Origin of the sequence: Pinibacter aurantiacus (assembly GCF_019130065.1) — a bacterium.
Taxonomy (GTDB): domain Bacteria; phylum Bacteroidota; class Bacteroidia; order Chitinophagales; family Chitinophagaceae; genus Pinibacter; species Pinibacter aurantiacus.
Window position 1 is genome coordinate 131,695 of record NZ_JAHSPG010000013.1, and the last position, 15,523, is coordinate 147,217.

7 protein-coding genes are annotated in these 15,523 nt (G+C 44.0%); all 7 read right to left on the reverse strand.

The annotated features are described in order from the left end of the window. Positions 1–263: 263 nt before the first annotated feature. Positions 264–2,288 carry an NPCBM/NEW2 domain-containing protein gene (locus KTO63_RS16460; RefSeq protein ID WP_217792483.1) on the reverse strand — a complete coding sequence of 675 codons (2,025 nt, stop codon included), beginning with the start codon at positions 2,286–2,288 and terminating at the stop codon, positions 264–266. A gap of 708 nt (positions 2,289–2,996) precedes the next feature. Further along, positions 2,997–5,063, reverse strand: a complete 2,067-nt coding sequence (locus tag KTO63_RS16465) for an alpha-glucuronidase (protein ID WP_217792484.1) — start codon at positions 5,061–5,063, stop codon at positions 2,997–2,999. Positions 5,064–5,311: 248 nt separating this feature from the next. Continuing rightward, entirely contained in the window at positions 5,312–7,264 is a 1,953-nt protein-coding gene (locus KTO63_RS16470) for a RagB/SusD family nutrient uptake outer membrane protein (protein WP_217792485.1), read from the reverse strand. A gap of 12 nt (positions 7,265–7,276) precedes the next feature. Next, positions 7,277–10,396, reverse strand: a complete 3,120-nt coding sequence (locus tag KTO63_RS16475; RefSeq protein WP_232373217.1) for a SusC/RagA family TonB-linked outer membrane protein — start codon at positions 10,394–10,396, stop codon at positions 7,277–7,279. Positions 10,397–10,440: 44 nt separating this feature from the next. After that, the gene (locus tag KTO63_RS16480) at positions 10,441–12,438 is read right to left on the reverse strand and encodes a family 43 glycosylhydrolase (protein WP_232373218.1); all 1,998 of its coding nucleotides are present in this window, start codon (positions 12,436–12,438) and stop codon (positions 10,441–10,443) included. Positions 12,439–13,165: 727 nt separating this feature from the next. Continuing rightward, positions 13,166–13,411, reverse strand: coding sequence for a hypothetical protein (locus tag KTO63_RS16485; protein WP_217792486.1), 246 nt, complete (start codon positions 13,409–13,411; stop codon positions 13,166–13,168). Positions 13,412–13,559: 148 nt separating this feature from the next. Beyond that, a complete protein-coding gene (mobC, locus tag KTO63_RS16490) occupies positions 13,560–15,521 on the reverse strand; it encodes a conjugal transfer protein MobC (protein WP_217792487.1) in 1,962 nt (653 codons plus the stop codon). Between the last annotated feature and the right edge of the window lie 2 nt (positions 15,522–15,523).

Here is a 15,523-nt window from a genome sequence, read left to right on the forward strand (position 1 = left end):
ACAAGATGGTTAATAAACATTTATAAAAATATTACTGTCAATAAGACAATTATTTTTTTGAACCACCGATATAACGGGTATTTATATGTGTGAGCGTTTTTGTTTTTTTGATGTGGCGCTGTAAAAACTTTCAACCCAAAAAATATGTCGGCAGTTCATGTTACACCACTTGCTTATTGTCACAAATAATTACGGGATTTCCTGATAAACGGCGTTATCAAAAAATCCCGCAAACTCAATTCTCCTGTTTATTATTCTTTCATCTACTTCACAGAAACGAATTTCACCAGCAACACACCATGCGCAGGCACATTGATCGGAAGCCTGCCCTTTTGAGCGTCCAGTTTTGCAATGTCTTTCTGTCTCCACAGATCGCGCACTTTTAATTTCCCTTTCAAACCCAATTGTTGAAAATCTGAGAATGACATGTCAACAGGCTCTAGTCCAAAATTGCAAAAACCGACCGCGTGCCCACCGTCTTCCAGTTCTTTGACATAAACGCGCATGTCGCCTTTCTTGAATTGGCAGGTAGCCTGTTTACCGAGGGCATCCTGGTTCACCGCAATCACTTCGTCATTCGTAAGCAGATTGAGGGTAAAATCATCCAGTTTTTCCATGTCGCACCCAATTAATAAAGGTGCTGTAAAAAGGCTCCAAAGGCTAAAGTGAAGATATTGTTCATCGGGTCTGAGCTTGCTTTGATGAGGGTTGCCCCAGCCCACTGTTCCAAGCACAAGCATATCGGGGTCGTTCCAGTTACCCGGTTTTGCGTAGGGTGCCGCTTTATCCTGTGCCAGCGCAATGCCGGACATGCTGGCCCATGTATCGGTTATATCATTGGTTGTGCGCCAGCAACTACCACCTACCGAGTCACCCCATTTCCAAACGTCCGACATTCCGTATTGACAAAGACTAAACACGATATCGCGGGGCTGCTGCTGCAAATATTTTCCCATGAGCGTAAAGGGCGCCTTTGCAGTTGCAAGTTCATTCCCTCCTTTGTAGGATAAAGAGGAAACTTTACTCGCATCATTGCCCGGCAGTCCGTTTATAACGTTACCATAGCTGCACCAATCGTATTTGAGATAATCAAAACCCCATTTGGCGTAGCTTTCTGCGTCTTGCTTTTCGTATCCGTAACTGCCGGCGCAGCCACCGCATGTCCAAGGACCGGGGCTGGAATAAAGCCCGATCTTCAACCCGAGACCATGCACATAATCGGCAAGCCCTTTCATGTCATTAAAACGTGCATTGGGAATGATGTTACCGGCATCATCACGAAACTTGCCGCGTAAAGATTCATCTTTTGAATCGCGATGGTTCTGCCAGAAATCATCAATATTTATATAGGTCCAGCCGTGATTAATAAGGTCCATCTTTACCATGGCGTCAGCGGCACGCTTCACTTTGTCGGCAGACACTTCTCCCGCAAAACAGTTCCAACTGTTCCATCCCATAGGTGGCGTTAGGGCGATCTTGTCACCGCAGATGATGCGAAGTGTTTTTTCTGCTGCTCCTTTCGCATTGCTGGCTTTGAGTTTGACATTGAACGTGCCCGCTGTTTCCAGCTTGCCTGTTATAACGCCTGTTTGTATATCCAAAGTAAGTCCGGATGGTAGCCCGGTTGCGGAAAAAACCATTGGCCGTTCACCGGTTGCGGCTATGCGAAACTGAAAGGGAGAACCTGGCCTCACGCCGAATACCGTGGCACTGTTTATTCGTGGACCGGCCGGAGCCTTAGGCGTCAAAACATAAGGATTCGCAGGTACGGGACTAAACGTTGACAATATAGCGGCATCTGTGGTTTCAAATTTTGCCTCTGCCCAATCTGCATGATCGTAGTAGTTACCGTTTCCTCCATCGGTCACTACCAATTCCATTTTCTGAATACCATCAAGAACAACATGACATGGTCTGGCGCTGTCGCCCAAATGCATTATGCCACTCGACCACATTTTTTTGCCATCTCCAAGGATGACAAACTCTACAGCAGGGTCGTGCCCCCTAACCTCATCATCCATTCCAACCTTAGCACTGAATGATCGGGCCTTACCCTTCAGCAACACTATCAAAGAGCTCTCAGCGTGCGTACCAAAGCCTCGTTCAAATTTTTGGCCCGCAATCGTAAGCGTCTTGTTATCCACCGATCTGTTTTTTCCAGGCACACCATAACCTTGCGTAGCGACACTTAGATCTAACTGGTCGAGCCACACTGTTTGAGCCGTCGATCGATAAGAGGAAATCACACCCATAAAAACAATAATGCCTGCAATTATTCGATTTGTCATGTTTTTCTTTTTCAAAAAAATGGTTGGAAAAATTGTTTGCTTTCAATAATATTTAAATACCATACATCAAATTTGTGAATAGTATATGCTTTATAAAGTCTGCGACCTTTAACTAGCCGAAAGATCTAAAAGAAGTTGGCTCACGATCAAATTTTTTTTGAAAAAAGTCTGGACATAAAGCACTCGCAGTTTAGGACACATCAGCCATCAATTAGGTCTTCGGCCGAAGCAAAGTCCCTGTCTGTGAAAGGTGCAAAATTATGACCCGCCTTATTATCAGGATGTTCTTTTTGTTTCCACTATTAGTATAAATGTCGAATTCATTATGGATCGAATGCCTGTTCCGGATGGGCGATCCTTCAAACTAAAGCAATAACAATCTTTTACCCGAAGCCGCGATCAGGAGAATAGTTGATGTCTTCGAAAAAGGCCCAAAAAGATCGGGGCTTATTTTCTTTGTGTATTCTTTGCAACCTATGCGTTTGTGTTAAAAAATAATTTTCTTTAAAAATATCGTTTTTGCCCTCTTAAAGCAGATGTTTATTGTCAAATAGACACATATTTTTTTGCACCCAGCAAATTAAAAAGTGGCCCGGCTTCGCACCACCGTTACCGGGCCGATGAACTGCTCATTTTACGAGCTTCTTTGTCAGTACAATAGCACTGATTTTTATCATGATCTCCAATAAAGATTACAATGACGTTTTATTATTCAGCGGTCCGTCGGCTGTCGTTTTTAATGATTTCATCAAGATTGTTAACAGGACGTTCGAGCGCATAAGGTATGGGCATCCGGCTGAACTGCTGGAAATACAATAGGCATGCATCTTTCCATAATATTGCGTTTTGGCATTGGCTACGCAAACTCCGCTGTACTGCTGTGAAACGCGTGCTATCGACATAGGGCTGAACCTTATCCCATGTCTTTTGAAAAGAACGAACTTGCTGAACACCCTTGTCATAATCATAACACAGTTCATCCCAAAGGGTGCGACCGCTTTTCATGGTATAGTTCCATGGCAAATGATGAAACCATAGCAAAAATTTTTCCGGACAGGTAGCCGGGTCGTTGAACTGCGATGCCAACGGTTGATGATATTGCTCAACAGCATCACTTCCTTTTGTTGTACGGTCAAAGCCTATTCCAATGACACTTGCCTGGTGATAGTATGGAGGTGTCCAGTCTGCTCTCATTCCCTTAGGCGCCCACCACGGTCCCGGACCATAATGTTCATTGGCACTCATGATATGATGCAAACCCAGAGGTGTCATATAGTTTACAGCTGCTTCCCTGCTGTCCAGCATCATTTGTTTCACTGGTTTGAGAAAATCATTTGTCCATGATGCATTGTAATCAGATGATCCTGTTCTTGCAGATGAATCATTGTAAAATGTTAGTCTGAGCCATTCTTCGGCAATCTGTTCGCTTTTCAAATTAACGTTCCATGCGAGGCGGCCAAAGGCATACCAGTTGGCTTGCGCAAAATGATGTCCACACCAATTGGCATCAAGACCAATATTTGCAACACCTGCAATGGCTGTATGATTCTGTTGATAAATACTGCCGTCTGTACAACGGGCAACTGTGCTGCCTTCTCCTTTCTGGTAAGTGTCGCTTTGCAAACATTCTTCCCACATCGGAGCAAGGAACACTAAGTGAGTAGCGTGGCCAAGATACTCTTGTGTTATCTGGAACTCAGGCATAACGGATGTATTCTTCATCGCGCCAAACAGCGGACTAAAGGGTTCACGGGGCTGAAAATCGATTGGGCCATTTTTTACTTGTATGATTACATTGTCCCTGAATTGTCCGTCAAGCGGCATAAACTCATTATATGCCTGCTTTGCACGATCCTTATCATTGGGGCTGTATACAAATGCACGCCACATCACAATGCCGCCATAAGGCTTTAACGCATCCGCGAGCATATTGGCGCCATCGGCATGTGTACGACCAAAGTCCTGTGGTCCAGGCTGTCCTTCGCTGCTGGCTTTTACAAGAAGACCTCCAAAATCAGGAACGATGCTATATATCTCCTTGATCTTCGCTTTCCACCAGGCTATAACTTCAGGATCTAAGGGATCAGATGTCTTCAATTTTCCAAGCAAAGCGGGTGAAGAAAATTTTACGGAGAGATAAACTTTCATCCCATAGGGCCGCAGGATCTCTGCAATAACTTTTACACGATTCAGATAATCAGCATTCAATATTTGCGGTGCCGCATTTACATTGTTTAGAACTGTGCCATTGATACCAACAGAAGCATTGGCACGTGCATATTCCTGCCATAGTTTTTTATCCTGTGACGTAACAGTAAATGCCTCGTCTTTTCTCCAGAAGATAGAGTGACCCGCATAGCCACGTTCTACAGAACCATCGGGATTATCCCAGTGATTGAGGATACGCGTTTCATAAGAAGGGTTGTTTACTTCACTGGTTATATTTTCACCAGTTTGTTGCCGACGTAATAATTCATATACACCATATAAAATACCTTTGTCATTGTTTGCCTGTACAGCGTTTTCACTGAGTTTAAAACCATCGTATTTAAGGGCTTTTTCTTTCGTGATGGTTAATGTAATGGTTGCGCCAGATTTTCCCTGCCAACCGCGCCTCAACTCATCCATGGCCACAGACAGCGTAGGCGTTTTTTTGGAACAAACAATGTTTACAGGTTGAGATTTTGAAGAACGCAACCATAGCTCATGACCATCCTGTGCAAAAAGCAAAGTCGTAATGAACAAAGAACAACAAACAGAAAATAAATGTTTCATATCGCGTTATGCTACTAGTCAGATCACACACCATTGCTGACTTCTGTGATCTTTTGATTTAATTATGTTATTCAAATGTATCCAATCAAATGATGCATCGTATTTAATAATCACTGCTTATTTCGCTTTGTTCTGCGAAAGCTTTCGGTGAAAAAGGGAAAAGGGTGTAGAAACACCCCTTCTGCTTGCTAATGCTAATATCCGACGAACATTTATTGGTGCTCACGAACGATAGCACTGTTATTTGCTTAATAGTTAGGATTCTGATATGCTTTCTTCTCCGCGTCGCTCATTTGCATACCATCGATCTGTCCTTGCGGGATCGGGCGCAAATAATGGTACGGCTGAATAGTACGTGTTACAGTCGTTGGTGTGTGGTCAGTAATGTTTACTCCACCAATACGGTAGGTTGCCGCCAATTCATTCCATTTCTGCGTACGTACCAAATCGTACCAGCGATAACCTTCTCCGTAATATTCGCGTGAACGTTCTGCAAGAATATAGTTAATATCGATTGTTGCAGGCGTAGCAGCAAGCATTTCAGCACTATGATCAACTGTTTTTATTGCATTGTCTGCATTGCTGAAGCGCCATTTACCTGCACGTGCACGAAGCACATTGATCAATTCTGCCGGTGATTTACCCGCTGTTGTAGTGGCTCCTTTTACCGCTGCTTCTGCCGCAATGAAATATAACTCAGACAGTTTTGCAATGTTGAAAGGGCGCGTAGTTCCGGCGTTTGGCTGTCCAAGACCACCGTTGTTATCTGTACGATAAGTACCCAGTTTCCAAAGGCCCGGATATCTTAACCTTGTGATTCCTTCAGGAGATACTACGAAATCTGCTCTGCCAGGTAATGCACCGGCACCCACGTTGTTTTTAGTTGCCCAGGCGGCATAATCAATCGGAGTTGCAGGTTCGCTGTCAAGGAATGTAAGGATCGCATCGTTTGGTTTTACAGGCATATAGTTCGCGTTGTAATAGGTCGACGTTTTATCACCAGCTACATCCCAGTTGCCACGATAAACGGTTACAAATGTTCCATCGTAACGGGAGTCGTTTGTTTTGTCGGCAAACGTTTTTTCTATCACATCGATTGTTGGCGCCATACGTGTCCATGGGCGACCCAGATCCTGCGCTGCTTCACGTTGTACGGTACTTACCGTGGTGGTCCATTCTGTTGCACTTTTGCTGCTTCTGATCAATGTATAGTTCCATGTCAGCATCCACACAGCAAAGTTGTCCGGAGCACCGCCACTACCGTTAGTAAGGCTGGAACCGTTGTAATATTCACTTTGTTGCGTATGGTCAGCATATAAAAGAACCTCGCTGTTACGGTCATTTGAACCAACGCCCAGATCGTAGAATGTTGGTTGCAAAGCGAATGAACCATGGCTGTCGATGGCTGCTGTTGCTATATCGTAAGCCGCCTGGAAATACCACTGTGCATTGTGACCATCGGGATCTGTGCGTGCCACATCAGGATAAGTAGGAATGTTATTTGGATTCTGCAACCACCATGCATAAGTCAGGTATGCTTTTGATAAATACAGACGAGCCAAAGTTTTTGTTACACCTCCCGTCACACGACCAGCATCAGGCAGGTCGCTAACTGCTTTCAACAAGTCTGGAAAAATTGCTTTTGTATAGACTTCCGGAACGGTATTGCGCTTGGAAGCTCTTGAAGGGTTGGTGTTAAATTTTAATTCACCGCTGCCGAGATCCAATGGCACACCACCATAGGTTTGCACGAGCAAGAAGTAATCGAACGCACGGAAAAATTTTGCTTCTGCAATCAATGCGTTTGAAAGTCCCACCGAAGTAGCGTTTTCGATAATACCGCTGGCAGTATTGATATCAGAAAATGATTCGCCCCAAGGGATACTTGGCGGAAAACTGGTAGAAGTCACCTGGCCGACGCCGGACATGTCCATGTCTTTAAAGTTACCATCGGCACTTTGCGCCCATGTGGCTTCATCGGTTCCTGTAATGCAGGAGTTGTAGTAATATGCCTGCCCGTAAATGTTGCGCAAGTGGGCATACAAAGAAGTAATACCGCCTTTCACACCACTTTCTGTTTTAAAATAATCCGGCGTGAAAGAGGAACGCGGTTGCTCATCCAATATTTTTGTACAGCCTGCCAGCAACAAGGTTGACATTGCAGTAGCTGCGAATAGTTTATTGATATTGATGTGTTTCATACGACCGTTAGTTTAGAATGATAAATTAACACCCACAATGTAGTTACGTGTAGATGGTGTGTTTACACCGATTGTTAACAAACGTTTCAAGCTTGCAGATAAAGGCACCGCTGCATTTTCGTTACCATAAGAGTTTGATTCAGGATCCATGCCTGACTCTTTCTTATATGGTGAGAAAAACGCAAAAGGATTTTGCACTGTAAAGTATCCACGCAATCTCACGCCCTTGTTTTTAACGAGGCTTCTGCTAAAATCATAACCCAGGGAAATGGTACGGATCTTAAGGAAGGATGCATCAAAATAACCGAGCGTGCTGCCGTATTTAGGATTGTCTCCGCTCAATGGACCAGCAGGGTTTGGATATTTAGCATCAGTGTGTGTAGGTGTCCAGTAATCAACTTTTACGTTGTTGTTACGTGTTGTTAAATTGTTCAAATAACCACCCGATCCATATACGGAACTGATCAGGATACCACCATGCTGGAAAAAACCAACAGCAGAAAGGTCAAAACCTTTGTATGCGAGGCGTGTGTTGAAACCACCCATGTATTTAGGATCCATGTCCATCACCTGGCGGTCGTCTGCGCCGATCGCTCTAACCGGTGTACCGTCTGCATTGTAACCACCGGTGTACAATACTTTGATCATACCAACTGAGCCACCGGGCTCAAGTGTAGAAAGGTTTGGATCTTTTGACTGCCACAACCCTATCCTTTTGTAATCGAAAATAGAGTTTATGTTATGGCCCACGAACCATCCGTTGCCTTCATCTTTTGAAGAACCCGATGCAAGTGCTACGAGCTTGTTACGGTTGGCATAAAAGTTAATACCTGCATCCCATGTAAAGCCGTCGCGACCGCCATCAATGATGGTTCCGTTAAGGGTAATTTCAATACCCTTATTTTGCGATTTACCAACGTTGGCTGTATAGCCACTAACGCCGGAAGTTGCCGGCAAAGCCAGTCCCTGCAAAAGATCAAACGTATTTGTAACATAGTATTCAGCGGTACCGGTCAGGCGATTGTGGAACAAGCTGAAATCGATACCATAGTTCCATGTTTTTGAATACTCCCATCCCAGGTTTGGATTCGGAACCTGCGTTACGTAATAACCTGTTGCATAGTTGGTTTCACCAAAATTGTATGGCCTTGTACCCAATGTACCCAGTGTTTTATAAGGATCGATAGCCTGGTTGGACGTTTGTCCGAAACCTGCGCGAAGCTTCAGGGCATTTAACCAGGTTACATCTTTCATAAATGACTCATTAGCCAGGTTCCAACCTACCGAAACGGCAGGATATGTGTGCCACTGGTGACCAGGTGCCAATCTTGAAGAAGCATCTGAACGCACCGTTGCGGAAATCATGTAACGGTTATCATAAGAATACATCACACGTCCCATATATGATAATAAACCCCACTGATAATAATTTTGGTTGTTTGGATTAACCGTGATGTCTGTAGCCTGCGCCTGGCCGATGTTATAGAACTGAAACGCATCGGAAGGAATGTTTCTCGCAGACATCGAAGAAGAATTGTATTTCTGTTGTTCCGCAGAATACAACGCGATAGCGTTTATGTTATGTTTTGTGCCGAATGTGCGGTCATAAGACAAAATATTTTCGATTGTCCAATGATACGTTTGTGAATTGCTGATACCTGCTGTTGAAGGCGTTGTTACATTCGTGCTGTTTACGCCCTGCCCCGTATAGTTACCGTTGTTACCCTGGATGAAGTCCAGGCCAAGGTTTACTCTGTATTTCAAGCCTGTCACCCAAGGAATTTTTACTTCGCCAAACACAGAGTTGTAGGTCGCAAAGTTTCTTGTTTCGTTTAACCATACACCCTTATCCGTTAAGCTATCCACTCTCGCTCTTGTCAACACATAGCTATCTCCAAGCGTAGTGTTTACAATTCTTTTTGTAGAGCCATCGGCATTAAACGGATTGGCAAGTGGCGACAACCCAACGTTTACACCCACCTGGCTTCCTTCGTTTAAATTGTAGTTACTGTTTGTAGTGAAACCAACGCGCACAAATTTACCGATCTGCTGATCGACAGATGTACGGAATGAATATCTTGTGTAGCGCTGGGATGGAATAACACCCTGGTTGCGGTAATATCCCATGCCTACATTGTAACTACCGCCTTCACTTGCACCGGTAACACTGATGTCATGACTGTTCAATGTACCTGTTCTGTACAAAAGATCCTGCCAGTCGGTATTTACTTTTCCGGTAGAGTCTTCGTCCGTTCCCAATGCAGGGAATCTGTTGGATACTTGTTTCAGCGTAGTGAATTCGCGCCAGTTCATCATCGGATACCTTGCGAAAACAGTTTGGTTTCCATAATAACCACTGTAGGCAATTCTTGGTTTTGCACCTTTCTGGCCCTTATTGGTGGTGATCAAAATAACCCCATTGGCACCGCGTGATCCATAGATCGCAGTAGCCGATGCATCTTTTAATACATCCACACTTTTGATATCGTCGGGATTTAAATCGCCAATAGAGCCGGGAAAAGGAATACCATCCAGCACAATCAGCGGATCGTTGGTAGCGGTCAGGGAACGTTGTCCGCGAATACGAATTTGCATCGTAGCTCCTGGCTTTGTAGATGTTTGGGTCATTTGCACACCCGCCATGCGGCCCTGCAATGCCTGCGATACGTTTGCCGAAGGCACTTCACGCATCGCATCACCGCTGATGGAAGCGACAGAACCTGTTACTGCTTCTTTTCTTTGTGTACCATAACCGATCACCACAATGTCCTGCATGCTGCTCGCCGCCGGCTTGAGTGAAACGTTGATGGTTGTACGTCCGTTGACTGCTACTTCTTGTTTTTCGTAGCCAACGGAACTGATCACCAGCGTACCATTTGGCAGAACGTTGATGAGGAAAAGACCTTTGTCGTCTGCGGCAACCGCACCGGAACCTCCTTTAACGGAAACCGATGCATGACCAATAGGCTCGCCGGAACTATTGGTTACATGACCTGTCACGTGTATCGCCTGCGCGATTACAGCGTGATGGAAAAAAGTTAACATGACGGACAAAGCAATCGTTAGAACTCTGATCATCCCTGCCCTTGGCTGGTATGATCGCCTTTTTTGTTGGAAGGTTGACATTAGCATATAGATTGGTTTTAAAAAAATTTAAACGCGGTCATGAAACTTCATCACTTTACGGGAAAGCTGATCGAGCGTATATACACGGCCCGGCTGCTTCTGCGGAAAAAGCGAATGAATACATCATGCTGACCGCATGACTTACCTATATCAATACTTTGTTTTATGAGTTTGCCCTGGGTGGAAGGAACTGTTATAACCGCAAGCGGTTTTTCACTATCTAAACTATCGAGAAACACCTCCAGGCTTGTATTTTCATCGGCGGAAAATTCTATTTCCATGTTGCGGGAAGGCATGGCCTCTGTTCCAAGATCGACTCCTGAATACATCATCCAGCCACCATTTTCGCTGTTGTTGGTTACCATTTTGCCATTGGCTGTGGTAACCGTTTCCACACCATAATAATTATTATAACCAATGGCCGGCAAAGCAGCGCGTCCGTCTTTGCAAATGAAAAAGTCAAAATCTGCGGACTTACCCTGCGCGAAAACGCCCACACTTGTACCCACCCAGGAATTAAAGCCTGGTTGTGCGCGATCAAGTTTAATGCAGTTAACCGCACCCACTTTTATCCAATCGTTTCCATTCCTGCTATACGAAGCAGTCAGTTCATGTTCATTTCTTTCCAGTTTCAACCATAGCTCCCTGCCCGCTTTATTCGCTATGCTAAAAGTTGAACTATCGTGTTGCAATATTATTTTCCTGCCGTTCTTATAACCTGTATAGAAGGCAACAAATACTTTTTGATTGCCATTCGTGAGATAGATGCCCGCTTTATTGCTAGTATCGGTCGCATCTAAGTCTACTTTGGTAGTGACTGTATAAAAATGATCTGTTTCTTTTTGAACGAGATGGGTTTTCCCATTGCCCGGATTCAAACAAACCCATCCCTTTCTCGCCGACAATGAATAACTGGCCCCTGATGTTTTGTCGAGAAAGTGCCAGCTCGGATCAAGTTCGGTTTTTCCGTCAAAGCGATCGCTGTACATGCTTCGCCACCCAATGCCACCTTGCGGAAGATCTGGCTTTGTAACCGGCGTACTCACCGGAGGCATTCCCCATGGGCGATCACCTTCCCATATCACCTGGTACAGAGAAGTTTGCCTTCCCATACCGGACCAGTCGTCGCTGTCTGTTTTTTGATAACTCTGACCGATGGTCCACCACGTGCCGTCGGATAATTGAACAGGCGCCGCAATATGATTTGGGCTCCTAAATGCATTCCTTGGATCGGGACTCGGTTTGAAGAAATTGCCCAGTCGCTCCCATTTTGTAGAATCAGCGGTTAAGGCAGAGGCACGCAAGACATATTGCCCTCCTGAAACGTCCCCTGCAGGGAAATAATAATAGTAACCGTTTCTTTTACACATCACCGGCCCTTCTGCCCAACTGTATTGCAGGTTGGCATTTATCCAGTCGAGATTAATCACTGATCCGGTGAGTTGTCCGTCACGACCCAGCGCTTGCAGGCGGTTTACCTTCTGGCCATTCTTAATTACCATATAGGGCTTGCCGTCATCATCCACAAAAATGGAATTGTCGTAACCAAGCGGTCCGGTCACTGCATTGGTTTTTACCTCTACCGGCGCTGACCAGGGGCCGTACGGTGAAGAGGCTTTGGAAAACCACTGGCCTCCCGACGAAAAGTATATCCAGTACGAACCATAGAAATAAGTGATGGCTCCCTGCCACACACCGCCTGATGGACGGTCGGTCACCATGGATGAATGAGCAGGTGGAAGCACACGGCCGATTATTTTCCAGTGAACGAGATCTTTGGAATGATATATCGGTAAATAAGGGTTAAAGTGAAAAGAAGAACCGCAATGGTAAAAATCGTCTCCCACTTTTAGAAGTGTAGGGTCCGGATGGTCTCCCGGAAGAACGGGATTTACGTAGGTCATTTCTTCTGTATAGAGCGCCAGGGAGTCAGATTTTGAAATTGGTGTAACTGAACTCACACTTTTTACGGGAGAGTTGGTTTGGGCTTTTACCAGCGAAAATGAAAAGCACATAAATGCGACCGTGGCAAGACATCGTTTCAACATGATATGGCAGCAGTTTTTAGATCAGCTTAAAAATAGAATTGCCGTCAGCAGGCAGATCGCTCAATTGTTGAAGAAAAGGGAATAAATGTTCTGGACGTGAACATTTGTCGTTTTTTATGTACCGAATGTCCGGAGTGCTAAAATTGCATTTTCAACAGGCAACTTTGTCACTACCGAAAAGCAGGTCGCATTGCCAATATCAGAGATTGAACCTTATTGACCCGATAACGGCGCATATCTACCCTTTTACGGTAGACAAGAACCCGCTCAAAACAAAACGCTCCATTCAATATCGTGTAGCCTTAACTAAACAATACTGAATTGAGCATTTTTGACTTTACGGACAAAAGACCGCTTAGCGTTATTTAGATTGTATTTTTTTGCTATACAACTCGTCATTGCAACTTCCTCCACAGCAGCCTCCAATTTCAGCTGGCCTTTCACTCCAAGCTCATTCCACTTTAATGTTATCAAAACTAACTACTGTAGAGTTTTGCATTCCCGAGCAAACAGCAATACCGGCGAGGCAGTCACCAATTTTTAATTTACAATTTCCCCCGGAGGACCATGTTAGTCCGTCAGTTCAGGAACAATGCGTACGGTCAGAGACATATTTGTAACTGGCCCTCGAACGAATGGCATCAGTAATGTCTAAGGGACAAAACTTTAAAATGAACAAAACTTATCAATAGAACAAGAAAATAGTGAACTCAATTTTATTACTATTTTAACGAAGAGGCAGTTGTTGCAAAGATCGAACGATCGCCTCGAGTAGGATTGTATTATTTCTATCAGGCGTTCTTATTGGATTACTTATTGTGTGAAAATATCCATGTTCGTCTCTTTCAAAAACAATTTCTTCGCCTGCTACCACTATATAAAATTTATAATCGTAACCAAACGTTACAAGACGGCCTTTAAAGTTTTGTTCCTGTCCCTCACAGTTCACCGGTAATTCAAAATAATGTTCCATTGACACGAAAATAAGGAAAGAAATAAAACTTAAAAATCAGCCATGTGATAAGATACCTTAAGTGATTGAAGGACAAGTGCCATTCAGGATCAAAGAGGTTTCACTGCATCTACCTCTAGAACCAAAGCATCCAGGTCCTTCCTAGATATTACCGAACAACTAAAAACTCTTTTGCCGGATCATTTAAAATATCATTCATCAACTCCTCTACCAGTTGTTTTATATCAAGTTGAATTAGCTCAAAACATACAGTCAATTCTTTTTGAGAAATACCGGCTGTTTGAAATGGAGAGGATTGCTTTTGTCGGTGCTCATTGATCCTTCCAATTTTCGCATGAAACGCCTTCAAAACAATTGGTTGATCAGGATTATCCGCTACCATCCCTACAAATTCACCGGATGATAAATTGGCAATGGTGCTGACCGGTACCACCGATTCCAATTGCCTTGATTTTGAAATGGAGCTGTCATTGCTATTCACCGAAATACTTTCTCTTTCCTGCAATGTCTTCCCTATCATTTCTGAAACCGCTTTAGCCAGCTCACCACGTGTTTGGCCAACAATAATATTTCCACAAATATTTGTGATCACTTCTGCCCATTCCCTGCCATAATGCAGTTTCAATTGACTGGCATCCTGGATGGCAATGGTAGTGGCTATTTTGTTAGACCTTCCGGTGGCAATAAGGTTGTCAAAATTGAGCAAGATGATGGTAGGGAATTCATCAATGATCACGTTCATTTTTAGTTGATCTTTTTTATTTACCATTTTGGACATGCGTGTTACATATAAGGAAAGCACGGGACCATACACCTCCTGTTTTTGAGGATTATTGGCAAGGGTAACAATTTTAGGTGCAGCGGGATTATTTATATCGAGTGTAAAATCATTGCCGGACAAAACGTAATACAGGGACGGTGACGCCAACCTTGCCAGCGAAATTTTTGCTGCGTCCAGCTGCCCTTCCAATTGCTCAAATGATTTGGTCTCAAAGGCGCTGATAAAAGGATTGATGAGTGCGCTTATTTCAGGTTCCGTTCGAAGAATGGTCAGTAATTGTTTTACTTCCGTTTGCATGAGTTCAATTACATGCGGCAATGTACAATAAACCCCATCCTGGTATTTGCGTAGGAACCAGATAAGTGCGGTAACAAAATTGATGGGTGATTCCACGAAAAACTCTCCCTGCTTTTTTAGCCAGGAACGGTTTAGTCCCAACATCAATACCCTGGCCGCATCGATGGCATCCGTAATATCTTTCATGCCGGCAGGATCAAGCGGATTACAACGGTATTGTGGCTGATCAAAATTAATGGTGTAGAAAGCCGCGTTTGCAGGATAAATATGTTTGTACCTGCAGAACCAATCGTGGGCCACCCGGGTAAGATCATCAAATTTAAAATCATAAATGAACAGGCAGAATCCCTTTTTGATGTGCTGTTCAATTATTTGCTCAATGATGAAATAAGATTTACCGGCACCGGGACTTCCGACGATCAACAACCCTCGCATGGGATTGATGATATTGATCCAGGATGCCCTCGTTTCTCCTTTCCATTTGTAATGGGCACGGAGATTTATAGAATGATCATTGGCCAGTAGCCTTTCTTCCTGGGGGAATGTTTCCTGTGCCGTATTAAAAGTATCCGTATTCAATTTCACTTTGATGATGCGCGCAATGCCCGCGCTACCAGTTATAACCAATAAGAAGCCGCTGAATACCGCAGTTGTATAAGCCATTACGATCTGCAAAGCTGTAGATTCGTGAAGATAAAAAAGCAGTCCGCTCGCAAAGTATATTAACAATCCCATTAGAAGATATATCAACGAGGAGCCAAGATCATAGCGCTCTTCTTTTTTGCCTTTTACGCCAAGAACTGACAATAACAAAAAGCCAAGTGCGACCGTTTTTGAAAGGGTGAAACTGTTCATCCATTTGATGTGACCAATGTTTTGTAACAGATGGTCGGAGAAAACACTCACCCAGCCTATCTGTTTAAATCCTGCATACCCAAAATAATAGCAATGGATCAGCAGGATCACTATACTGATCATCCTGGTAAGATCAATAACCTTTTTCAAACCCTGCTCATTCTCCCCGGTACGCATAA

Bases quoted from the DNA above. Each gene is read 5' to 3' on its own strand.
- KTO63_RS16480 (WP_232373218.1), bottom strand. From the start codon at position 12,438: ATGTTGAAACGATGTCTTGCCACGGTCGCATTTATGTGCTTTTCATTT.
- KTO63_RS16460 (WP_217792483.1), bottom strand. From the start codon at position 2,288: ATGACAAATCGAATAATTGCAGGCATTATTGTTTTTATGGGTGTGATT.
- KTO63_RS16470 (WP_217792485.1), bottom strand. From the start codon at position 7,264: ATGAAACACATCAATATCAATAAACTATTCGCAGCTACTGCAATGTCA.
- KTO63_RS16475 (WP_232373217.1), bottom strand. From the start codon at position 10,396: ATGCTAATGTCAACCTTCCAACAAAAAAGGCGATCATACCAGCCAAGG.
- KTO63_RS16465 (WP_217792484.1), bottom strand. From the start codon at position 5,063: ATGAAACATTTATTTTCTGTTTGTTGTTCTTTGTTCATTACGACTTTG.
- KTO63_RS16485 (WP_217792486.1), bottom strand. From the start codon at position 13,411: ATGGAACATTATTTTGAATTACCGGTGAACTGTGAGGGACAGGAACAA.
- mobC (WP_217792487.1), bottom strand. From the start codon at position 15,521: ATGCGTACCGGGGAGAATGAGCAGGGTTTGAAAAAGGTTATTGATCTT.